21 protein-coding genes and 3 tRNA genes are annotated in these 19,542 nt (G+C 61.5%); 17 read left to right on the forward strand and 7 right to left on the reverse strand.

Annotated elements, in window-relative coordinates; genetic code table 11:
- Nucleotides 1–18: 18 nt before the first annotated feature.
- From NGM28_RS14865 to NGM28_RS14875, 3 genes are all read right to left on the reverse strand, one after another.
- A tRNA-Met gene (locus NGM28_RS14865) sits at nucleotides 19–95 on the reverse strand.
- Between the two features lie 130 nt (nucleotides 96–225).
- Nucleotides 226–302 (reverse strand) — tRNA-Met (locus tag NGM28_RS14870).
- Nucleotides 303–433: 131 nt separating this feature from the next.
- Nucleotides 434–510, reverse strand: a tRNA-Met gene (locus NGM28_RS14875).
- A gap of 211 nt (nucleotides 511–721) precedes the next feature.
- On the opposite strand from NGM28_RS14875, the gene dinB reads away from it, so the two are divergent.
- Entirely contained in the window at nucleotides 722–1,780 is a 1,059-nt protein-coding gene (gene dinB, locus NGM28_RS14880; RefSeq protein WP_252090671.1) for a DNA polymerase IV, read from the forward strand.
- 210 nt (nucleotides 1,781–1,990) lie between these two features.
- Here dinB and NGM28_RS14885 read toward each other — a convergent pair whose 3' ends face one another.
- The 3 genes from NGM28_RS14885 to NGM28_RS14895 form a co-directional block, all read right to left on the reverse strand.
- Entirely contained in the window at nucleotides 1,991–2,944 is a 954-nt protein-coding gene (locus tag NGM28_RS14885) for a hypothetical protein (RefSeq protein ID WP_240063777.1), read from the reverse strand.
- A 21-nt stretch (nucleotides 2,945–2,965) separates the two neighbouring features.
- On the reverse strand, nucleotides 2,966–4,681 hold the full coding sequence (locus NGM28_RS14890) for a proline--tRNA ligase (RefSeq protein ID WP_252090604.1): 1,716 nt from the start codon (nucleotides 4,679–4,681) through the stop codon (nucleotides 2,966–2,968).
- A 157-nt stretch (nucleotides 4,682–4,838) separates the two neighbouring features.
- Complete coding sequence (locus NGM28_RS14895) at nucleotides 4,839–6,155, reverse strand: OprD family porin (RefSeq protein WP_252090605.1); 1,317 nt, start codon at nucleotides 6,153–6,155, stop codon at nucleotides 4,839–4,841.
- A 775-nt stretch (nucleotides 6,156–6,930) separates the two neighbouring features.
- Here NGM28_RS14895 and NGM28_RS14900 point away from each other — a divergent pair.
- Together NGM28_RS14900 and NGM28_RS14905 are read left to right on the forward strand one after the other, a co-directional pair.
- Nucleotides 6,931–7,350 carry an HIT family protein gene (locus NGM28_RS14900; RefSeq protein WP_252090606.1) on the forward strand — a complete coding sequence of 140 codons (420 nt, stop codon included), beginning with the start codon at nucleotides 6,931–6,933 and terminating at the stop codon, nucleotides 7,348–7,350.
- A gap of 3 nt (nucleotides 7,351–7,353) precedes the next feature.
- Entirely contained in the window at nucleotides 7,354–7,560 is a 207-nt protein-coding gene (locus tag NGM28_RS14905) for a SlyX family protein (protein WP_252090607.1), read from the forward strand.
- A gap of 19 nt (nucleotides 7,561–7,579) precedes the next feature.
- On the opposite strand, the gene NGM28_RS28690 is transcribed toward NGM28_RS14905, so the two are convergent.
- On the reverse strand, nucleotides 7,580–8,170 hold the full coding sequence (locus NGM28_RS28690; RefSeq protein WP_275679162.1) for a cold shock domain-containing protein: 591 nt from the start codon (nucleotides 8,168–8,170) through the stop codon (nucleotides 7,580–7,582).
- 245 nt (nucleotides 8,171–8,415) lie between these two features.
- On the opposite strand from NGM28_RS28690, the gene NGM28_RS14915 reads away from it, so the two are divergent.
- The 14 genes from NGM28_RS14915 (at nucleotide 8,416) to pal (ending at nucleotide 19,542) form a co-directional block, all read left to right on the forward strand.
- Nucleotides 8,416–8,889 (forward strand): Dps family protein, encoded by a 474-nt coding sequence (locus tag NGM28_RS14915; RefSeq protein WP_011535164.1) that lies wholly within the window; start codon nucleotides 8,416–8,418, stop codon nucleotides 8,887–8,889.
- A gap of 205 nt (nucleotides 8,890–9,094) precedes the next feature.
- Nucleotides 9,095–9,412 carry a ribbon-helix-helix domain-containing protein gene (locus tag NGM28_RS14920; protein ID WP_240063863.1) on the forward strand — a complete coding sequence of 106 codons (318 nt, stop codon included), beginning with the start codon at nucleotides 9,095–9,097 and terminating at the stop codon, nucleotides 9,410–9,412.
- A gap of 92 nt (nucleotides 9,413–9,504) precedes the next feature.
- Nucleotides 9,505–9,726 carry an FmdB family zinc ribbon protein gene (locus NGM28_RS14925; protein ID WP_003254776.1) on the forward strand — a complete coding sequence of 74 codons (222 nt, stop codon included), beginning with the start codon at nucleotides 9,505–9,507 and terminating at the stop codon, nucleotides 9,724–9,726.
- A 94-nt stretch (nucleotides 9,727–9,820) separates the two neighbouring features.
- On the forward strand, nucleotides 9,821–11,596 hold the full coding sequence (aspS, locus tag NGM28_RS14930) for an aspartate--tRNA ligase (RefSeq protein ID WP_252090608.1): 1,776 nt from the start codon (nucleotides 9,821–9,823) through the stop codon (nucleotides 11,594–11,596).
- Nucleotides 11,597–11,705: 109 nt separating this feature from the next.
- Entirely contained in the window at nucleotides 11,706–12,458 is a 753-nt protein-coding gene (locus NGM28_RS14935; RefSeq protein WP_240063771.1) for a YebC/PmpR family DNA-binding transcriptional regulator, read from the forward strand.
- A gap of 122 nt (nucleotides 12,459–12,580) precedes the next feature.
- Nucleotides 12,581–13,105, forward strand: coding sequence for a crossover junction endodeoxyribonuclease RuvC (gene ruvC, locus NGM28_RS14940; RefSeq protein ID WP_023628699.1), 525 nt, complete (start codon nucleotides 12,581–12,583; stop codon nucleotides 13,103–13,105).
- A 108-nt stretch (nucleotides 13,106–13,213) separates the two neighbouring features.
- Nucleotides 13,214–13,831: a Holliday junction branch migration protein RuvA gene (gene ruvA, locus NGM28_RS14945; RefSeq protein ID WP_027919956.1), complete on the forward strand. Its 618-nt coding sequence runs from the start codon at nucleotides 13,214–13,216 to the stop codon at nucleotides 13,829–13,831.
- Nucleotides 13,828–14,874: a Holliday junction branch migration DNA helicase RuvB gene (gene ruvB / locus NGM28_RS14950; RefSeq protein ID WP_240063769.1), complete on the forward strand. Its 1,047-nt coding sequence runs from the start codon at nucleotides 13,828–13,830 to the stop codon at nucleotides 14,872–14,874. The genes ruvA and ruvB overlap by 4 nt, the downstream gene beginning before the upstream one ends.
- Before the next feature lie 125 nt (nucleotides 14,875–14,999).
- Nucleotides 15,000–15,452 carry a tol-pal system-associated acyl-CoA thioesterase gene (gene ybgC, locus NGM28_RS14955; RefSeq protein ID WP_213657927.1) on the forward strand — a complete coding sequence of 151 codons (453 nt, stop codon included), beginning with the start codon at nucleotides 15,000–15,002 and terminating at the stop codon, nucleotides 15,450–15,452.
- 2 nt (nucleotides 15,453–15,454) lie between these two features.
- Entirely contained in the window at nucleotides 15,455–16,150 is a 696-nt protein-coding gene (tolQ, locus tag NGM28_RS14960; RefSeq protein WP_011535156.1) for a protein TolQ, read from the forward strand.
- A 14-nt stretch (nucleotides 16,151–16,164) separates the two neighbouring features.
- Nucleotides 16,165–16,617 carry a protein TolR gene (gene tolR, locus NGM28_RS14965; protein ID WP_039603824.1) on the forward strand — a complete coding sequence of 151 codons (453 nt, stop codon included), beginning with the start codon at nucleotides 16,165–16,167 and terminating at the stop codon, nucleotides 16,615–16,617.
- Nucleotides 16,617–17,693: a cell envelope integrity protein TolA gene (gene tolA, locus NGM28_RS14970; protein WP_213657926.1), complete on the forward strand. Its 1,077-nt coding sequence runs from the start codon at nucleotides 16,617–16,619 to the stop codon at nucleotides 17,691–17,693. The genes tolR and tolA overlap by 1 nt, the downstream gene beginning before the upstream one ends.
- 47 nt (nucleotides 17,694–17,740) lie before the next feature.
- Nucleotides 17,741–18,991 (forward strand): Tol-Pal system beta propeller repeat protein TolB, encoded by a 1,251-nt coding sequence (gene tolB, locus NGM28_RS14975; RefSeq protein ID WP_240063862.1) that lies wholly within the window; start codon nucleotides 17,741–17,743, stop codon nucleotides 18,989–18,991.
- 53 nt (nucleotides 18,992–19,044) lie between these two features.
- A complete protein-coding gene (gene pal / locus NGM28_RS14980) occupies nucleotides 19,045–19,542 on the forward strand; it encodes a peptidoglycan-associated lipoprotein Pal (protein ID WP_008090230.1) in 498 nt (165 codons plus the stop codon).

Raw genomic sequence — 19,542 nt, forward strand, 5'->3', positions numbered from 1 at the left:
GGCTTGTTCTGACGAATATGGTTGCGGGAGCCGGATTTGAACCGACGACCTTCGGGTTATGAGCCCGACGAGCTACCAGGCTGCTCCATCCCGCGTCAGAGGTGCGCATTCTACGGGCTTTCGATCGTATGTCAAACCTTAATTGTTGATTCGACAAGGTTTTTCGTAAAACTTTCGAAAGGCATAAAAAAATGCCACTGTCTAAACAGTGGCATTTTCTGAATCTGGTTGCGGGAGCCGGATTTGAACCGACGACCTTCGGGTTATGAGCCCGACGAGCTACCAGGCTGCTCCATCCCGCGTCAGAGGTATGCATTCTACGGGTTTTCGATCGGATGTCAAACCTTAATTGTTGATTCGACAAGGTTTTTCGAAAGTCTTTCGCGAGGCAATAAAAAATGCCACTGTCGAAACAGTGGCATTTTCTTGAATCTGGTTGCGGGAGCCGGATTTGAACCGACGACCTTCGGGTTATGAGCCCGACGAGCTACCAGGCTGCTCCATCCCGCGCCTGTGAGATCGAATTCTACGGATTTGTTTCCCTGTGTCAAGCATTAGTTTCAAAAAATCCTTTTTCGTTCAAACCCTTAGCGCCTTGAATTGGCCGGCGGATCAGGCTGGGCGGGGCTTTCAGGCCGATTGTCGCTTGCGGGCTGTTTCGGGGTGAGGTGGCTGGGGTAACATCTGTATGAATTTACAGTACTGGCTGTCGTCCATGTCCCTGCGCAAGATCATTCATATCGACTGTGACTGTTTCTACGCCGCCATCGAAATGCGCGACGACCCGCGCCTGGCCGGTCGGCCCATGGCGGTGGGTGGGCAGCCGGGGCAGCGTGGGGTGATTGCCACCTGCAACTACGAGGCGCGGGCCTATGGCGTGCGGTCTGCGATGGCCTCCGGGCATGCCTTGAAACTGTGCCCGGACCTGGAGATCGTCAAGCCGCGATTCGAGGCCTACCGCGAAGCCTCGCGGGAAATTCACGCGATTTTCCGGGACTACACCGATCTGATCGAGCCGTTGTCGTTGGACGAAGCCTATCTGGATGTCACTGACAGCCAGTGGTTCGCCGGCAGCGCCACGCGTATTGCCGAAGACATCCGTCGACGGGTGGCCCAGCAACTGCACATCACGGTTTCCGCCGGCGTGGCGCCGAACAAGTTCCTGGCCAAGATCGCCAGTGACTGGCGCAAGCCCAATGGCCTGTTCGTCATTACCCCGGACCAGGTCGAGGAATTCGTCGCGCAATTGCCGGTTGCGCGGCTGCATGGGGTTGGCAAGGTGACAGCGGACAAGCTCGCCCGGCTGGGGATAGACACCTGCCTGTCGTTGCGCGACTGGCCGAGGCTGGCGCTGGTTCGCGAGTTTGGCAGTTTCGGTGAGCGGCTGTGGGGGCTGGCGCGAGGCATCGATGAGCGTGTGGTGCAGAACGATAGTCGGCGGCAGTCGGTCAGTGTCGAGAATACCTACGACCATGATCTGCCTGACCTGAACAGTTGCTTCGAGAAGCTGCCAGAACTGCTATCTACCCTGAACGAGCGAATTGCGCGCATGGACAGCAGTTATCGACCCGACAAGCCCTTCGTCAAGGTCAAGTTTCATGATTTCAGCCAGACGACAATGGAGCAGGCGGGGGCGGGGAGGGATCTGGAGAGTTACCGGCAGTTGCTCAGCCAGGCATTCGCCCGTGGTGGAAAGCCGGTACGGTTGTTGGGGGTGGGGGTGAGGTTGCGTGATCTGCGCGGGGCGCATGAGCAACTGGAATTGTTCGGGGACATATAGAAGGAGGGCGGGCCATCGCGGGGCAGCTCTGGGCTTGCGAGAAGTTACGTCGGCCCCTGTAGGAGCGGCCTTGTGCCGCGAAAGGGCTGCGTAGCAGCCCCGGTTTCAGTATTGACGCAAAGATTGCCGGGGCCGCTTTGCGGCCCTTTCGCGGCACAAGGCCGCTCCTACAGGGATCTCGCAGGATTTGAGGTTGGTGCGTTCTCGTTGTTATTGCGCGCCAGGGTCGGCAACCAATCGCCCGGTGGCCTTGGTCAGGGACTGCACGAACTCCTGCTGCAACTCTGGATCGTTGCGGGTCAGCTCGATCAGGCTCTGCTCCAGTTCGCTGGCCTCTTCCTCCAGGCCCAGCTCCGACAGGCGTTTGACCCGATGAACCCATTGGCCGACATCGTCGTCCTCCAGGTCGTCGAAGATCAGGTCGTGGGCTTCGAGCAGCTTGTTGCGCAGGTTGCCGCTGACCAGCAGGCTGGCATCGCCGCGCACGCCGTTCTCTTCGTCGACCACCTGCAGGTGCAGGGTGCCGATGTGGTTGAGGTTCTGCTCGGAGAACGGGCTGTCCAGCAGGTTCAGGCGCAGTACGCCGTTCCTGTCGGTGGTCAGCTCATGGCTCAGCTTGCCGGCCTTCACTTCGACCAGGCGCTCACTCCAGGGCAGGTTGACCAGTTCCTCGCGCTTGCCTTTCTCGACTTCGCTGATGCCTGCCAGGTTCTGCTGGGCGCGGCCGTTGGAAGGCGTATTCATGAACGGGTTGATCCCGGCAATGCCATAGCTCAGCCAGTCATGGGTGACACTGTCCGGCAGGTTGCCCAGGGCAAACACGTTGACCACGTTGGCGCCGACGCCGGCAACCACCGCCACCGCACCCAGCGGGATCTCGTAGATCTCCCGCCAGGGCTGGTAGGGCGTGTAGCGGTCGTAGCGGCGGGTCACCTCGTACTCGGTGACCTCGAAGCGCTTCTGTTCATGAATGCGCACACGCCGCTGCGGTAGCTCCATCACCTTGGGCTCACCGACATCGATTTGCAGGCTGTGTTCGAGCAGTTTGCGCTCGACACGCTCCTCGTGGTCGCTGCGCTGGGACATCTGGTTGGCGCAGCCGCCGAGGAGCAGGGCGCCGCACAGTGCGGCGCCCCCCAGGGTGTAGGTACTTCGCTTGGACATGTTCACTCGCGCAACGGTTGATCAGCGACGGATGCGGGCCTGCAGGAAGGTCAGCACTTCATTGAGCGGCAGCGCCTGGGCTTCCGATTCGGTGCGGTGCTTGTACTCCAGGTTGCCGTCGGCCAGGCCGCGGTCGCTGACGACAATGCGGTGCGGGATACCGATCAGCTCCATGTCGGCGAACTTGATGCCAGGGCTGGTCTTCTTGTCGCGGTCGTCCAGCAGCACTTCGAAGCCGGCGGCGGTCAGTTCGGCGTACAGCTTGTCGGTGGCTTCGCGTACCACATCGGTTTCGTAGCGCAGCGGTACCAAGGCAATCTGGAACGGTGCCAGGGCGTCGTTCCAGATGATGCCTTTGTCGTCGTAGCTCTGCTCGATGGCTGCTGCGACCACGCGGGACACACCGATACCGTAGCAGCCCATCGACAGTACGACTGGCTTGCCGTTCTCACCCAGTACCTGGCACTTCAGCGCCTCGCTGTACTTGGTGCCCAGCTGGAAGATGTGGCCCACTTCGATGCCGCGCTTGATCACCAGGGTGCCCTGGCCGTCCGGGCTCGGGTCGCCAGCGACGACGTTGCGCAGGTCAGCGACTTGTGGAACCGGCAGGTCGCGTTCCCAGTTCACGCCGAAGTAGTGCTTGTCGTCGATGTTGGCGCCAATGCCGAAGTCGCTCATCAGGGCGACCGAGCGGTCGATGATGCACTCCAGCGGCAGGTTCAGCGGGCCGAGGGAGCCTGCGCCGGCACCGATGGCGGCACGCAGTTCCGCGTCGGAAGCCATGACCAGCGGGTCGGCGACCTGTTCCAGCTTGGCGGCCTTGATCTCGTTGAGTTCGTGGTCGCCGCGGACGATCAGGGCGACCAGCTTGCCTTCCTCGGCGCCGTGCACGATCAGGGTCTTGACGGTCTTCTCGATCGCCAGGCCGAAGTTTTCCACCAGTTCGGCGATGGTCTTGGCGTTGGGGGTGTCGACCAGGCGCAGCTCTTCGGTCGGGGCGCGGCGCACGGTTTCCCGTGGAATGGCCTCGGCCTTCTCGATGTTGGCGGCGTAGTCGGAGGTATCGCTGAAGATCACGTCGTCCTCGCCGGAAGAGGCGAGCACGTGGAATTCATGGGAGTAGCTGCCGCCGATGGAGCCGGTGTCGGCTTGCACGGGGCGGAAGTCCAGGCCCAGGCGGGTGAAGATGTTGCTGTACGCCAGGTGCATGCGGTCGTAGGTTTCCTGCAGGGAAGCCTGGTCGGCATGGAAGGAATAAGCATCCTTCATGATGAACTCGCGGCCGCGCATCAGGCCGAAGCGCGGACGGATCTCGTCACGGAACTTGGTCTGGATCTGGTACATGTTCAGCGGCAGCTGTTTATAGCTGGACAGCTCGTTGCGCGCGAGGTCGGTGATGACCTCTTCGTGCGTCGGGCCGACGCAGAAGTCGCGGTCGTGGCGATCCTTCAGGCGCAACAGTTCAGGGCCGTACTGTTCCCAGCGACCGGATTCCTGCCACAGCTCCGCGGGCTGGATGCTCGGCATCAGCACTTCGAGGGCGCCGGCGGCGTTCATTTCCTCGCGGACCACGGCTTCGACCTTGCGCATGACCCGCAGGCCCATCGGCAGCCAGGTGTACAGGCCAGAGGCCAGCTTGCGGATCATGCCGGCGCGCAGCATGAGCTGGTGGCTGATGACCACTGCATCTGCCGGGGTTTCTTTTTGAGTCGCGAGCAAATATTGACTGGTGCGCATGGTGAGCCGTGTCGATTGCCTGAATGTGAAATGACCCCGCATTGTACGGGGGCGAAACGAAAGCGTACAGAATGCAGCAGTCGTGCGGTTCTGTCAGCCAAGAAAAAGCCCGGCAATCGCCGGGCTTCTTCATTCGCGAAGCAATGCAAGCAACGGCTTACAGGATGCTCAGCGGGTACTCGACGATCAGACGCAGTTCGTCGATCGAGTTGGAGCCGTAGTAGACGCCATCGGAGGAGCGGTAGGTGGCCTGGCGCACGCGCAGGCTCAGGTCCTTGGCCGGGCCGCTTTGCAGGACGTACTTGACGTCGATGTCGCGTTCCCATTCCTTGCCGTCGTCGGTGGTGCGGGTCGTGGCGCCGGTACCGCGGGCATAGCGGGTCATGAAGGTCAGGCCTGGGACGCCGTACTCGGCGAAGTTCAGGTCGTAGCGGGCCTGCCAGGATTTCTCGTCTTCGGCGTTGAAGTCGGAGCGGGCGATGGAGTTGGCCAGGAACACGGTGCCGCCGCCGTCGACGCCATAGGCGTAGTCGCCGTCGCCGCTGACTTTCTGGTAAGCCAGGGTGAAGGTGTGGGCGCCAATGTTGTAGGCAGCCGAGAGGCTGGCTGCAATGTTATCGAGTTCGTTGCTGCCGTCAGCTTTCTTGACGTAGGCGCCGGTGCGGTTTTCGCCGATGGACTTGGTGTCATAGATGTTGAAGTCGAACACCAGGCCTTGCTTGTCGCTGATCGGCAGTGCCCAGTTCACGTTGCCGTACCACTTGCGGAAGTGATCTTCGACACGCGAGTAGTACAGGCTGGTGCTCAGGCCGTCAGTGATGGCATAGGTGCCGCCGAAGACGTTTGCCTCGGTCAGGCCAGGGTTTTTCTGGCGATCGTCGTTGAGGCCGCCGATGCTGTCTTTGTAGCTGGCAGCCTGGGCGTCGAGGCGGGTGAAGTGGCCGGCATTCAGTTCCAGGCCCTTGATTTCCTTGCTGGTCAGCAGGAAGCCTTCGGCAACTTCTGGCAGCAGGCGGCTGTCGTCGGTGGCGAACACCGGCATCGCGGTGTACTGACCGCCATATTTCAGGACGGTGTCCGAAATGCGGAATTTGACCGCGCCATAGCCCTTCGAGTAATCGTCTTCCGAGCGACCGTCGGAGCCGGTTGGGAACAGGCCGGTACCCGCACGGCCTTTGCCGCTGTCGAGTTTGACGCCGAGCAGGCCGATGGCGTCGGCGCCGACGCCAACGGTGCCTTGGGTGAAACCGGACTCAAAGGTGCCGTGGAAACCGAGGCCGGTTTCTTCCGCGCGGCTCTTGGCGCCAGCCGGGGCGTTACGGAAGTCACGGCTGAAATACAGCATCCGGGTCTTGACGTTCAGCTTGCTGTCTTCGACGAAGCCCTTGGATTCATCCTGCGAAGAGGCGACAGCCAACTGCGAGGTCCCTGCCGCTACGGCCAGGGCGATCATGCTCCACTTCATCACGCGCATCGTGATTTGCTCCTTTGGTTTTTAGGAAGAGTACCGCTGCGCCCGGGGTGTTTTAGTTATAGGGGCAGCTCTTTCTTGTTATGTCGGCGAAAATGTATATCACGCTGACTATTCTTGGCGATATGGCTGTAATCAACCTTTCGGTAACTTTATGGCCTTGTCGCTCATGGTTATGTCCCTGTCGCAAATCACGTCCCGGTTTAAGGGGGCGTACAACGCCAGCGCTGTTTCCAAGCCGTCATTAATGTGTAAACACAAAGTAGGGCTTGTGAAACTCCCTGGTAATTCCAAACCCGCTGTTGTTATTTGTCGCGTACACCGGCAATGCAGGTGTCGTGCCGACTTGGCGTCGAGTGAATGCAACAAGCGTGCTCAAAATTACGAACGGTTGATGAAATTTTCACATTCGCCTTGCGGGCATGGCTGAAACCGCCGTAAACACGGGGGTTTTCCTGCCTGCTGGCATTTCTGCGGAAAGCGCTTGGCTGGGCGGCAAAGCTGCCTTCAAAGTCAAGGTGTTACCGACAACTGTTGATCCTGCCTGTTTTATGTGACGAATGTGTGGTGCGGGCGAGTAAGGCGGCATCATTCTGGTGCGAAAAGTAGCGAAGTGTTACCGCAGGCGTGCGTTGGCCAGGTGCTGGGCGCTCCAGAATCGTGCATGAGTGCGCCACGTTGGCGTTCTTCTGTGTGGTGACGGGGGAAGCAAGGTATCCTTGCGCGTCCGTGTCCACCGGCTGTTGTGGTCCGATTCGCCTTGTTAAGGAGGTTTGCCGTGTTCACCCTCGATTCGCGCCTGCAGCAGGATTCCCTGGTGCTGGGCGATTTGCCGCTATGCCGCCTGCTGCTGAGCAAGGATGCCAACTACCCCTGGTTCATCCTGGTGCCGCGCCGCGCCGATGTCAGCGAGCTGTTCGAGCTCGACGAGGCTGACCAGCGCCAGCTGTGGGAGGAAACCACCGCCCTGGCCGAGGCCCTGAAGGATGCATTTGCCGCCGACAAGATGAACGTCGCGACGCTGGGTAACGTAGTCAGTCAGCTGCACATGCATGTCATCGTCCGTTGTCACGGCGATGCGGCCTGGCCCGCGCCGGTCTGGGGCAAGGTGCCAGCCGTCGGCTACGCGCCGGAGCAGGTGGCAGGCATTCGCCAGCGGGTGAGTGCGCTGCTTGGCGATAGTTTCAAGGAGGTCTGAGGCATGTCGCTGGAAACGCGCATCGTCGAACTGGAAACCCGGCAGGCTTTCCAGGATGACACCATCCAGGCGTTGAACGATGAGGTGGTGGAGCAGAATCGGGTGATCGAGCGCTTGCAGTTGCAGGTGGCTGAACTGATCAAGCGTTATGAAGAGATGGTTGGCCAGTACGCTGGCGGCGGGGAGGAGCCTCCACCGCCCCATTACTGAAGGCGGTGGAGTTGCGTGGTCAGCGGCGCGAGACCGCGACCACGTCTTCGGCCTGCAGGCCCTTGTCGCGGTGCATCACCGAGAACTCCACGCGCTGGCCTTCGACCAGTACACGGTGGCCTTCGCCACGAATGGCGCGAAAGTGCACGAAGATGTCATCGCCGGAGTCGCGGGAGATGAATCCAAAGCCTTTCGACGTGTTGAACCATTTCACGGTGCCGGTATCACGCTTGCCGGCCTCCAGCGCAGTACCCTGGCTGCGGGCCTTGCGCACGCTGCGGGCGAAACCGGCTGCCAGGTGCAGGGCGGTGGCGAGCATGGCGCAGGCCAGTGCTGCCAGGTTGCCTAGCTCCGGGCGGGCCAGCAGGGCGATGGTTTGCAAGATGACTGCCAGCACCAGCAGGAGGCTGGCAGCCAGTTGCAGCTGTTGGCGCATGCCCTTGTAGTACAGCGGCAATGCCGGGGCATGGATCAGGTTGAGCAGGCCGAGCAGTGCCAGGTACACGGCTTCGGGTTGTTGCAGGAAGGGTGTCGCGTCGGTTCTGAGGCTGGGTATGAGCGATAGCAGCAAGGCAGCCACGCCCGTCACCAGATGGACGATCTTGAACATTTGGTTTGGCTCACATTGATAAGGCCGATCACAGGATGAGCTGGCTGCACGGTGCGCGTGTGGTGTAGGCGCGAAAACGTGACGGGCCAGCCTATGCACCCGGCATTGACAATCCGCACGGGTGGCACGCTGCCTATTTAACAGCAAAGGCGCAGGCTTCTCAAACCGTGAGGCAGTGGCGCGCATCTCTTGGTACAGTTTCGAAGCCCGCTTGATCAATCAAGCCTTATGGAAAGGGGAGCTTCATGGCAATCGATATCGGTATCAGTGAAGAAGATCGCAAGTCCATCGTCGAAGGGCTGTCCCGGCTGTTGTCGGACACTTATGTGCTTTATCTGAAGACCCACAACTTCCACTGGAACGTCACCGGCCCCGCGTTTCGTACCCTGCACCTGATGTTCGAGGAGCAGTACAACGAGCTCGCCCTGGCCGTCGACTCCATCGCCGAGCGTATTCGCGCCCTGGGGTTCCCGGCGCCCGGCTCCTATGCCTTCTATGCCCGTCACTCCTCGATCAAGGAGGAGGAAGGGGTGCCGCCGGCCGATGAGATGATCCGCCAGCTGGTCCAGGGGCAGGAGGCGGTGGTGCGCACCGCGCGAAGCATTTTCCCGGTGGTGGACAAGGTCAGCGACGAGCCGACCGCCGACCTGCTCACCCAGCGCATGCAGGTGCATGAAAAGACCGCCTGGATGTTGCGCGTGTTGCTCGACGGCAAATGAGTGTCGCCCAGGCCTCGCAAGGCCGTTGAAAGCGGGCCCGGCAACCTTCGTGTTGCCGGGCCTCTTCGTTTATGGGGAAGGCTTTGCCGCTGCTACGCAGAGGCCTGAACGCGTTTCATTGGCACGCAAAGAAGCCCTGTCGCATGAGTGGCAGGGCGTGATTTCGTGACGATGGAGCGAAGCGATGGGTAATCTGATGTGCGGTATGGGCGAAGGTTCGAGGCAGGGGAGGGGCTCGGGTCGACCCAGCATCGATCCGTTCAAGGCGGATTTCGACATGGCCCAGGCCGGGCCGGTCTCGCGCTCGGTGCGGCTCAATGGCTTTGCCACCTGTCTGCGGCTTGAAGCTGTCTATTGGCGGATCCTGGAGCGGATCGCGGCGGCCAACCGCTGTTCGGTCAGCACGGTGCTGTCCTATGTGGACCGTGAGGTGCACCTGCGCCACGGCGGGGTACGGAATTTCAGTGGCCTGGTTCGCGTCATCTGCGTGGCCTGGCTGCAGGATGCTGCGGATGCGCACTGATCGCCAGGCGGGCTGCACGGCTCTGCTTAACCATATATAATCCCGCTCTTTGCTGCCTTGGGCAGCCTGCGATGTGGTTGACGAGAGACACCATGCCCCTTTACGACTATCAATGTGCATCCTGCGAGCACCGGATGGAGGTGCTGCAGAAGATCAGCGCCGCACCGTTGACCGATTGCCCGGCGTGCCAGGCGCCGGCATTGAAGAAGCTGCTGTCGGTCCCCGGCTTCCGCCTGAGCGGTAACGGCTGGTACGAGACCGACTTCAAGACTGGGGCCAAGAAGAATCTGGCAGGCGGCGACAAGGCCGACTGAGTTGAATTGCACCCGCCAGGTCTTGCAGTATTAGCCCCTTGGGCGGCCAAGACCTCCACCGAACACACGAATCACGAGAAGCGAAACCACCATCATGATGCGCAGCCATTATTGCGGCCAACTGAACGAGAGCCTGGACGGCCAGGAAGTCACCCTTTGCGGCTGGGTCCATCGTCGCCGCGACCACGGCGGGGTGATCTTCCTCGACATCCGTGACCGCGAAGGCATGGCCCAGGTCGTGTTCGACCCGGATCGCGCCGAAACCTTCGCCGCCGCCGACCGCGTGCGCAGCGAATACGTCGTGCAGATCACCGGCAAGGTACGCAAGCGCCCTGAAGGCGCGGTGAACACCAACATGGCCTCCGGTGCCATCGAGATCCTCGGCTACCAGCTGAACGTGCTCAACGAAGCGGAAACCCCGCCGTTCCCGCTGAACGAATACTCCGACGTCGGCGAGGAAACCCGCCTGCGTTATCGCTTCATCGACCTGCGTCGCCCGGAAATGGCCGACAAGCTGCGCCTGCGCTCGCGCATCACCAGCAGCATCCGTCGCTTCCTCGACGAGAACGGCTTCCTCGACGTCGAGACGCCGATCCTCACCCGCGCAACGCCGGAAGGCGCCCGCGACTACCTGGTACCAAGCCGTACCCACGCCAGCAGCTTCTTCGCCCTGCCGCAGTCGCCGCAGCTGTTCAAGCAACTGCTGATGGTGGCCGGCTTCGACCGCTACTACCAGATCGCCAAGTGCTTCCGCGACGAAGACCTGCGCGCCGATCGCCAGCCTGAATTCACCCAGATCGACATCGAGACCAGCTTCCTCGATGAGTCCGAGATCATGGGCCTGACCGAAAGCATGATCCGCAAGCTGTTCAAGGAAGTGCTGGACCTGGAGTTCGGCGAGTTCCCGCACATGACCTTCGAAGAAGCCATGCGCCGCTACGGTTCCGACAAGCCAGACCTGCGTAACCCGCTGGAACTGGTCGATGTCGCCGACCAGCTGAAGGATGTCGACTTCAAGGTCTTCGCAGGCCCGGCCAACGATCCGAAGTGCCGCGTCACCGCCCTGCGCCTGCCAGGCGGCGCCAGCATGCCGCGCAGCAAGATCGACGAGTACACCAAGTTCGTCGGCATCTACGGTGCCAAGGGCCTGGCGTACATCAAGGTCAACGAGCGCGCCAAGGGTGTCGAAGGCCTGCAGTCGCCGATCGTCAAGAACATCCCTGAAGCCAACCTCAACAACATCCTCGATCGCGTTGGCGCGGTTGACGGCGACATCGTGTTCTTCGGTGCCGACAAGTTCAAGGTCGTCAGCGAAGCCCTGGGCGCGCTGCGTATCCGCCTGGGCCACGACTTCGAGCTGCTGACCTGCGAGTGGGCGCCGATGTGGGTCGTCGACTTCCCGATGTTCGAAGAAAACGAAGACGGCAGCTTCACCGCGCTGCACCACCCGTTCACCGCGCCGAAGTGCACCCCGGAAGAGCTCGAGGCCAACCCGGCCACCGCGCTGTCCCGTGCCTACGACATGGTGCTGAACGGTACCGAACTGGGTGGCGGTTCGATCCGTATCCACCGCAAAGAAATGCAGCAAGCGGTCTTCCGTCTGCTGGGTATCGAAGCGGCGGAACAGGAAGAGAAGTTCGGCTTCCTGCTCGACGCCCTGAAGTTCGGTGCGCCGCCTCACGGTGGCCTGGCCTTCGGCCTGGACCGCCTGGTCATGCTGATGACCGGCGCCCAGTCGATCCGTGAAGTGATCGCCTTCCCGAAAACCCAGAGCGCCGCGTGCGTCATGACCCAGGCCCCTGGCCTGGTCGACGCCAAGGCCCTGCGCGAGCTGCACATCCGTCTGCGTGAGCAGACCAAGGTCGAGTAATCGATCAGGGCGCCCCGGCAGCGGGGCGCCCCCGCGCTGATGCGCAAGATTTTTCGCGTTCCGCCCTTCGGGGCGGAACCTGTTTCTGTTTCAAGGATTTGGAGTCGTTATGGCCGGTCATTCCAAGTGGGCGAACATCAAGCACCGCAAAGAACGCCAGGATGCCAAGAGAGGCAAGATCTTCACCAAGTGGATCCGCGAGCTGACCGTCGCCGCCAAGCAGGGCGGCGCTGATCCGGCCTCCAACCCGCGTCTGCGCCTGGCCCTGGACAAGGCGCTGGGCGCGAACATGAGCCGCGACATCATCGATCGCGCGGTGGCCCGCGGTGCTGGCACCAACGAAAGCGACAACGTCGAAGAGCTGAGCTATGAAGGTTACGGCCCGGGCGGCGTGGCGATCATGGTCGAAGCCATGACCGACAACCGTAACCGTACCGCAGCGGCTGTTCGCCACGCTTTCTCCAAATGCGGCGGTAACCTGGGCACCGACGGTTCGGTGGCTTACCTGTTCGAGCGCAAGGGGCAGATCAGCTTCGCCGCTGAATTGAAGGTGGAAGAAGATGCCCTGATGGATGCGGCTCTGGAGGCTGGCGCTGACGATGTGATCGCCAACGACGACGGCTCCTTTGAGGTGTTTACCTCGTTCAACAGCTTCTATGCCGTGCGTAATGCGCTGGAAGAGGCCGGTTTCAAGGCGTCTGACGCTGAAATCGTCATGCAGCCGACCACCAGTGCCGAGCTGGATCAGGAGGGCGCCGAGAAGGTGCTCAAGTTGATCGATATGCTCGAGGATCTGGATGACGTGCAGAATGTCTACTCCAACGCGCAAATCTCGGACGAGATCATGGAAGCGCTTGGCTGATAACCTCTGAAAGCGGTTCGATCGCGGGGCAAGCCCGCTCCCACCGGTAGCCTGTGTTGCACCTGTGGGAGCGGGCTTGTCCCGCGATTGGGGCGGCAAATTTTCATAAGTCCGTAGGCGTTATGACTCTGATTCTTGGTATCGACCCCGGTTCGCGCATCACCGGCTTCGGCGTTGTCCGCCAGACCGCCCGTGGTTGCGAATATGTGGCGTCGGGTTGTATTCGCACTGGCGGCGGTGAATTGCACGAGCGCCTGCAGATCGTCTTTCGCGGCGTAAGCGAAATCATCCGCCAGCACGAGCCTGTGACCATGGGCATCGAAAGGGTGTTCATGGCGCGCAACGCCGATTCGGCGCTCAAGCTTGGCCAGGCCCGCGGTGCGGCGATTGTGGCTGCCGCCGAGGCCGGCCTGGAAATCGCCGAATATACCGCCAGCCAGGTCAAGCAGGCCGTGGCCGGCACCGGTGGCGCCAACAAGGAGCAGGTGATGATGATGGTGATGCACCTGCTCAAGCTGACACAAAAGCCGCAGATCGATGCCTCGGACGCCCTGGCCATTGCCCTGTGCCATGCCCATACCCGGTCCAGCCTGATTCCCCATGGACTGGCGACTGCGCGGCGGCGCGGCGGGCGCTTGCGTCTGTAACCGCTTCATGCGCTGATACACATTTTGTCCGGGTGGCACGCTCACCTGGCGCATTTGCTGATAGGGTGGACCGGTTTTCGACCGGCGCCCGAGAGGAAGGATCGGAACGTGATTGGACGTTTGCGTGGCACCCTGGCGGAAAAACAGCCGCCGCACCTGATTATCGACGTGAACGGCGTGGGTTACGAGCTGGAAGTGCCGATGACCACCCTGTACCGCCTGCCCAAGGTCGGCGAGCCAGTGACCGTGCACACCCACCTGGTGGTGCGTGAAGACGCCCACCTGCTCTATGGTTTCGCAGAAAAGCGCGAGCGCGAGCTGTTTCGCGAACTGATCCGCCTGAATGGCGTAGGGCCGAAGCTGGCGCTGGCGCTGATGTCCGGCCTCGAGGTAGACGAGTTGGTGCGCTGCGTGCAGGCCCAGGATGCCTCGGTCCTGGTGCGTGTGCCCGGTGTCGGCAAGAAAACCGCCGAGCGCCTGCTGGTCGAACTCAAGGACCGCTTCAAGGCGTGGGAAACCTCCCCGGCGATGTTCACCCTGGTCTCCGACGGTCCGCTGCCGGTGGCTAGTGAGTCCTCTGCAGAGGCCGATGCGGTCAGTGCCCTGGTCTCCCTGGGCTACAAGCCGCAAGAAGCGAGCAAGGCGATTGCCGCGATCAAGGACAAGGCCGGCCTGAGCAGTGAGGAACTGATCCGTCGCAGCCTTAAAGGGATGATTACCAAGTGATCGAAACCGACCGCCTGATCGCCGCCAGCGGCCGCGACCGTGAAGAAGTCCAGGACCGTGCGATCCGCCCGCTGCGCCTGGACGAGTATATCGGCCAGCCGGTGGTGCGCGAGCAGATGGCACTGTTCATCCAGGCCGCGCGCGGGCGCAATGAGTCCCTCGACCACACCCTGATCTTCGGCCCGCCAGGCCTGGGCAAGACCACTCTGGCCAACATCATCGCCCAGGAGATGGGCGTGTCGGTCAAGAGCACCTCGGGTCCGATCCTCGAGCGCCCCGGTGACCTCGCGGCGATGCTGACCAATCTTGAACCTCATGACGTGCTGTTCATCGACGAGATTCATCGGTTGTCGCCAGTGGTAGAAGAGGTGCTCTATCCGGCGATGGAGGACTTCCAGCTGGACATCATGATCGGCGAAGGCCCCGCCGCGCGCTCGATCAAGCTCGACCTGCCGCCGTTCACCCTGGTTGGCGCCACCACTCGCGCCGGCATGCTGACCAACCCGCTGCGCGACCGTTTCGGTATCGTCCAGCGCCTGGAGTTCTACAGCAACAAGGATCTAGCCACCATCGTCAGTCGTTCGGCTGGTATTCTCGGCCTGCCGATGGATGACAAGGGCGCCTTCGAGATTGCCCGGCGGGCGCGGGGCACGCCCCGGATCGCCAACCGTCTGCTGCGGCGGGTACGCGACTACGCCGAAGTACGTGGCAAGGGCGAGATCACCAAGGCGGTCGCCGACATGGCACTGAACCTGCTGGATGTCGACGAACGTGGCTTCGATCACTCCGACCGGCGTCTGCTGCTGACCATGATCGAGAAGTTCGACGGTGGTCCGGTGGGGCTCGACAACATCGCCGCGGCGATCGGCGAAGAGCGCCACACCATCGAGGACGTGCTCGAGCCCTATCTGATCCAGCAGGGCTACATCATGCGCACCCCGCGAGGCCGCGTGGTCACCCGACATGCCTACCTGCATTTCGGCCTGAATATTCCCGGGCGCTTCTGCGAAGGTGGCGAATATGCCGCCCAAGACGACGAATGACAGATCGAATCGGGATTTTCATGGTCCTACCGCTGGCATGTGCAGGGCGAACTGGCAATACGACATTATCGATGCAAAAACAGTTGCCGGGGCGGATTGGCAAGCACAGGAGTAAGCACTAGAGTATGCGCGCGCAAAATGGGCTGGAACCCTTCGCACACCGCTGTCGCGTCTATTACGAGGATACCGACGCGGGTGGCGTGGTGTATTACGTCAACTACCTCAAGTTCATGGAGCGTGCGCGCACCGAGCGTCTGCGTCATCTGGGCTTCTCCCAGGCACAGCTGGCCGGTGACAACCTCCTGTTCGTGGTCCATTCCAGCGAAGCGCGCTACCACGCGCCGGCGCGGTTGGACGATGAACTGCGGGTAACCGCGCAAGTACTTGAATTGAATCGCGCCAGCCTGCGCTTCGTGCAGCAGGTCTGGCGGGAAAAGGATGCAACGCTGCTCTGTGAGGGGCAGTTCCTGGTGGCCGCCGTGCGTGCCGACACCTTCAAACCCCGGGCCATTCCCCCAGCGCTGCGCGACGCGTTCCTGGCGGATGGTGCGGGTACTCAATCCAACGCAGGAGAATAAGCGTGGAAGCAAACGTCGTCGACCATACCTCCATGTGGAGCCTGGTCGCCAATGCCAGTGTCGTGGTTCAGCTGGTAATGCTCACCCTGGTGGCCGCCTCGGTAACGTCCTGGATCATGATCTTCCAGCGCAGCACCATGCTGCGCGCTGGTCGTCGTGCACTGGACGCCTTCGAAGAGCGCTTCTGGTCGGGCATCGACCTGTCGAAGCTGTATCGCCAGGCGGGCAGCAACCCGGACCCGGACTCGGGTGTCGAGCAGGTGTTCCGTGCCGGTTTCAAGGAGTTCTCGCGTCTGCGCCAGCAGCCGGGTGTCGACCCGGACGCGGTGATGGAAGGTGTTGGCCGTGCCATGCGCGTCGCCATCTCCCGTGAGGAAGAAAAGCTCGAGCAGAGCCTGCCGTTCCTCGCCACCGTCGGTTCCACCAGCCCGTACATCGGTTTGTTCGGTACCGTCTGGGGCATCATGAACTCCTTCCGCGGCCTGGCCAGTGCCCAGCAGGCCACGCTGGCCACCGTGGCCCCCGGTATTGCCGAGGCCTTGGTCGCCACCGCGATCGGCCTGTTCGCCGCGATTCCGGCGGTCATCGCCTACAACCGCTTTGCCGCGCGCAGTGAAGTACTGATCGGCCGCTACTACACCTTCGCCGATGAGTTCCAGGCGATCCTGCACCGTAAAGTACACACCAGCGAAGAGTGATCAGGTAGAAACCCATGGCCCGAGTTCGCCACAAACGCAAGCCGGTCGCCGAGATGAACGTGGTGCCCTACATCGACGTGATGTTGGTGCTGCTGGTCATCTTCATGGTGACCGCCCCCATGCTCAACCAGGGCGTGAAGGTGGATCTGCCCAAGGTTTCCAGCGAAGCCCTGCCGCAGGACAACAACGTCCAGATTCTGACTATCTCGATCAAGGCCGACAAGACTTACTACTGGAACCTCGGTAGCGAAGTCGACACCGACAAGCAGATGGACAAGGCCATGACCCTGCCGGAGATGACCGGTGCGGTAACCAAGATCATCGCCGCCGGTCGTGACCAGGGCAAACAGACCCAGGTCTTCATTCGAGGCGACAAGGCTGTCGACTATGGCGCGGTCATGGGTGCCATGGGCGGGTTGCAGAAGGCCGGTGTCGGTAACGTTGGCCTGATTACCGAGGCGCCCTGATGCAGCAGCGAGAGCCATCCGCCTCGGAAAGCTACTTCTGGCCCAGTGTCTGGGCCATTGGCCTGCACGTGCTGGTGTTCGGCATGCTGTTTGTCAGCTTTGCCATGACGCCCGAGCTGCCGCCTTCCAAGCCTATCGTCCAGGCCACGCTCTATCAGCTCAAATCGAAGAGCCAGGCGACCACCCAGACCAATCAGAAGATTGCCGGGGAAGCGAAGAAAACCGCTTCGCGCCAGACCGAGGTCGAGCAGCTGGAGCAGAAGAAGATCGAGCAGGAGGCCGTGAAGGCCGCGGAACAAAAGAAAGCCGACGCCGCTCAAAAAGCTGAGGAAGCCCGCGAGGCCGCCGAAGCGAAGAAAGCGGAAGAAGCCGCCAAGGCTGTCGAGCAGAAGAAAGCCGCTGAGGCGAAGAAAGCCGAAGAAGCGAAGAAGGCCGCTGAAAAGCAGCAGGCCGACATCGCCAAGAAGAAGGCCGAGGAAGAGGCCAAGAAGCAGGCCGAAGAGGAAGCCAAGAAAGAGGCCGCGGAAGAGGCGAAGAAGAAAGCCGCCGAAGACGCGAAGAAAAAAGCAGCCGAGGACGCCAAGAAGAAAGCGGCGGCCGAGGAAGCGAAGAAAAAGGCAGCTGAAGAGGCCAAGAAAAAGGCCGCTGCAGACGCCCAGAAGAAAAAGGCACAGGAAGCGGCCCGCAAGGCGGCGGAAGACAAGAAAGCCCAGGCATTGGCTGAGCTGCTGTCCGACACCACCGAGCGGCAGCAGGCGCTGGCCGACGAGCAGGGTGACCAGGTGGCCGGCGACTTCGACGACCTGATCCGCATGCGCGCGGCCGAGGGCTGGGCGCGTCCGCCATCTGCGCGCAAGGGCATGACGGTAGTTCTGCAGATCAACATGTTGCCGGACGGCACTGTCACCAATGTGAGCGTGGCCAAGTCCAGTGGCGACGGCCCGTTCGACAGCTCGGCCGTGGCCGCGGTGAAGAACATTGGTCGGTTGACCGAGATGCAGGGTTTGAAGCCGAGCGATTTCAATCCGTATCGTTCATTCAAGATGACATTTACACCTGAGGATCTAGCGTTGTGATTAAACGTCTGAGAGGACTCCTGGTCTTGCTCTGCTGCGTGGCAGGCATGGCCATGGCAGAGGAAAAGAACATCCTGGTCACCAGCGGTAGCGACCGGGCCACCCCCATTGCAGTAGTGCCGTTTGGTGTGCAGGGCGGTAGCGTGCTGCCGGAAGACATGGCTGACATCATCAGCAACGACCTGCGTAACTCCGGTTACTACGGGCCGATCCCGCGGCAGAACATGATCAGCCTGCCAACCCAGGCCAGCGAAGTGATCTTCCGTGACTGGAAGGCGCTGGGCGCGCAGTACGTGATGGTCGGCAGCATCGTGCCGTCCGGTGGCCGCCTGCAGGTGAGCTACGCCCTGTTCAACGTCGCCACCGAGCAGCAAGTGCTGACCGGTAGCGTCGCGGGTGGCGTCGACCAGCTGCGCGACATGGCCCACTACATCGCCGACCAGTCGTTCGAGAAGCTCACCGGCATCAAGGGTGCTTTCTCCACCCGCATGCTGTACGTGACCGCCGAGCGCTTCTCGACCAACAACACCCGCTACACCCTGCAGCGTTCGGACTACGACGGTGCCCGTGCAGTGACCCTGCTGCAGTCGCGTGAGCCGATCCTGTCGCCACGCTTCGCGCCGGATGGCAAGCGGATCGCCTATGTCTCGTTCGAACAGAAGCGCCCGCGCATCTTTGTCCAGCACATCGACACCGGTCGTCGCGAACAGGTCACCAACTTCGAAGGCCTGAACGGCGCGCCGGCCTGGTCGCCTGACGGTACCCGCCTGGCGTTCGTGCTGTCCAAGGACGGCAACCCGGACATCTATGTGATGAACGTGGCCTCGCGCCAGATCAGCCGTGTCACCGCGGGCCCTGGTATCAATACCGAACCGTTCTGGGGCAAGGATGGCAACACCCTGTACTTCACTTCCGACCGTGGCGGCAAGCCGCAGATCTACAAGCAGTCGGTCAGCGGGGGTGGTGCCGAGCGTGTGACGTTCGTGGGCAACTACAACGCCAACCCGAAACTGTCGGCGGATGAAAAGACCTTGGTGATGATCCATCGCCAGCAGGGCTTCACCAACTTCAAGGTGGCGGCTCAGGACTTGCAACGCGGAAGTGTAAAGATTCTCACCGAAACCAGTCTTGATGAGTCTCCCACTGTTGCGCCAAACGGCACCATGCTAATCTACGCCACCCGCCAGCAGGGCCGGGGAGTCTTGATGCTCGTGTCGCTTAATGGCCGCGTGAGGCTCCCACTTCCTACCGCTCAAGGTGAAGTCAGAGAACCGTCCTGGTCCCCTTACCTGAACTGATTGCGGCGTAATACTTTTGCTTAACACACTGGGGTTTCATTAGGAGTTTCACGATGGAAATGCTGAAGTTTGGTAAATTCGCTGCGCTGGCTCTGGCCATGGCTGTAGCTGTAGGTTGCTCCTCGAAAGGCGGTGACAACGCTGGTGAAGGCGCTGTTGATCCGAACGCTGGCTACGGTGCCAACACTGGCGCTGTTGACGGTTCCCTGAGCGAAGAAGCCGCCCTGCGCGCAATCACCACCTTCTACTTCGAATACGACAGCTCGGACCTGAAGCCAGAAGCCATGCGCGCTCTGGACGTTCACGCCAAGGACCTGAAGTCCAACGGCAACCGCGTTGTTCTGGAAGGCAACACTGACGAGCGCGGCACCCGCGAGTACAACATGGCTCTGGGTGAGCGTCGTGCCAAGGCCGTTCAACGCTACCTGGTTCTGCAGGGCGTTTCCCCTGCTCAGCTGGAACTGGTTTCCTACGGCGAAGAGCGTCCAGTTGCTACCGGTAACGACGAGCAGTCCTGGGCTCAAAACCGTCGCGTAGAACTGCGTAAGTAA

The organism is Pseudomonas sp. MWU13-3659 (assembly GCF_023757525.1).
GTDB classification, from domain to species: Bacteria; Pseudomonadota; Gammaproteobacteria; order Pseudomonadales; family Pseudomonadaceae; genus Aquipseudomonas; species Aquipseudomonas entomophila_E.

Bases quoted from the DNA above. Each gene is read 5' to 3' on its own strand.
- NGM28_RS14885 (WP_240063777.1), bottom strand. From the start codon at position 2,944: ATGTCCAAGCGAAGTACCTACACCCTGGGGGGCGCCGCACTGTGCGGC.
- NGM28_RS14890 (WP_252090604.1), bottom strand. From the start codon at position 4,681: ATGCGCACCAGTCAATATTTGCTCGCGACTCAAAAAGAAACCCCGGCA.
- NGM28_RS14895 (WP_252090605.1), bottom strand. From the start codon at position 6,155: ATGCGCGTGATGAAGTGGAGCATGATCGCCCTGGCCGTAGCGGCAGGG.
- NGM28_RS14905 (WP_252090607.1), top strand. From the start codon at position 7,354: ATGTCGCTGGAAACGCGCATCGTCGAACTGGAAACCCGGCAGGCTTTC.
- NGM28_RS28690 (WP_275679162.1), bottom strand. From the start codon at position 8,170: ATGTTCAAGATCGTCCATCTGGTGACGGGCGTGGCTGCCTTGCTGCTA.
- NGM28_RS14915 (WP_011535164.1), top strand. From the start codon at position 8,416: ATGGCAATCGATATCGGTATCAGTGAAGAAGATCGCAAGTCCATCGTC.
- NGM28_RS14920 (WP_240063863.1), top strand. From the start codon at position 9,095: ATGGGCGAAGGTTCGAGGCAGGGGAGGGGCTCGGGTCGACCCAGCATC.
- NGM28_RS14925 (WP_003254776.1), top strand. From the start codon at position 9,505: ATGCCCCTTTACGACTATCAATGTGCATCCTGCGAGCACCGGATGGAG.
- aspS (WP_252090608.1), top strand. From the start codon at position 9,821: ATGATGCGCAGCCATTATTGCGGCCAACTGAACGAGAGCCTGGACGGC.
- NGM28_RS14935 (WP_240063771.1), top strand. From the start codon at position 11,706: ATGGCCGGTCATTCCAAGTGGGCGAACATCAAGCACCGCAAAGAACGC.
- ruvC (WP_023628699.1), top strand. From the start codon at position 12,581: ATGACTCTGATTCTTGGTATCGACCCCGGTTCGCGCATCACCGGCTTC.
- ybgC (WP_213657927.1), top strand. From the start codon at position 15,000: ATGCGCGCGCAAAATGGGCTGGAACCCTTCGCACACCGCTGTCGCGTC.
- tolR (WP_039603824.1), top strand. From the start codon at position 16,165: ATGGCCCGAGTTCGCCACAAACGCAAGCCGGTCGCCGAGATGAACGTG.
- tolA (WP_213657926.1), top strand. From the start codon at position 16,617: ATGCAGCAGCGAGAGCCATCCGCCTCGGAAAGCTACTTCTGGCCCAGT.
- tolB (WP_240063862.1), top strand. From the start codon at position 17,741: ATGGCCATGGCAGAGGAAAAGAACATCCTGGTCACCAGCGGTAGCGAC.
- pal (WP_008090230.1), top strand. From the start codon at position 19,045: ATGGAAATGCTGAAGTTTGGTAAATTCGCTGCGCTGGCTCTGGCCATG.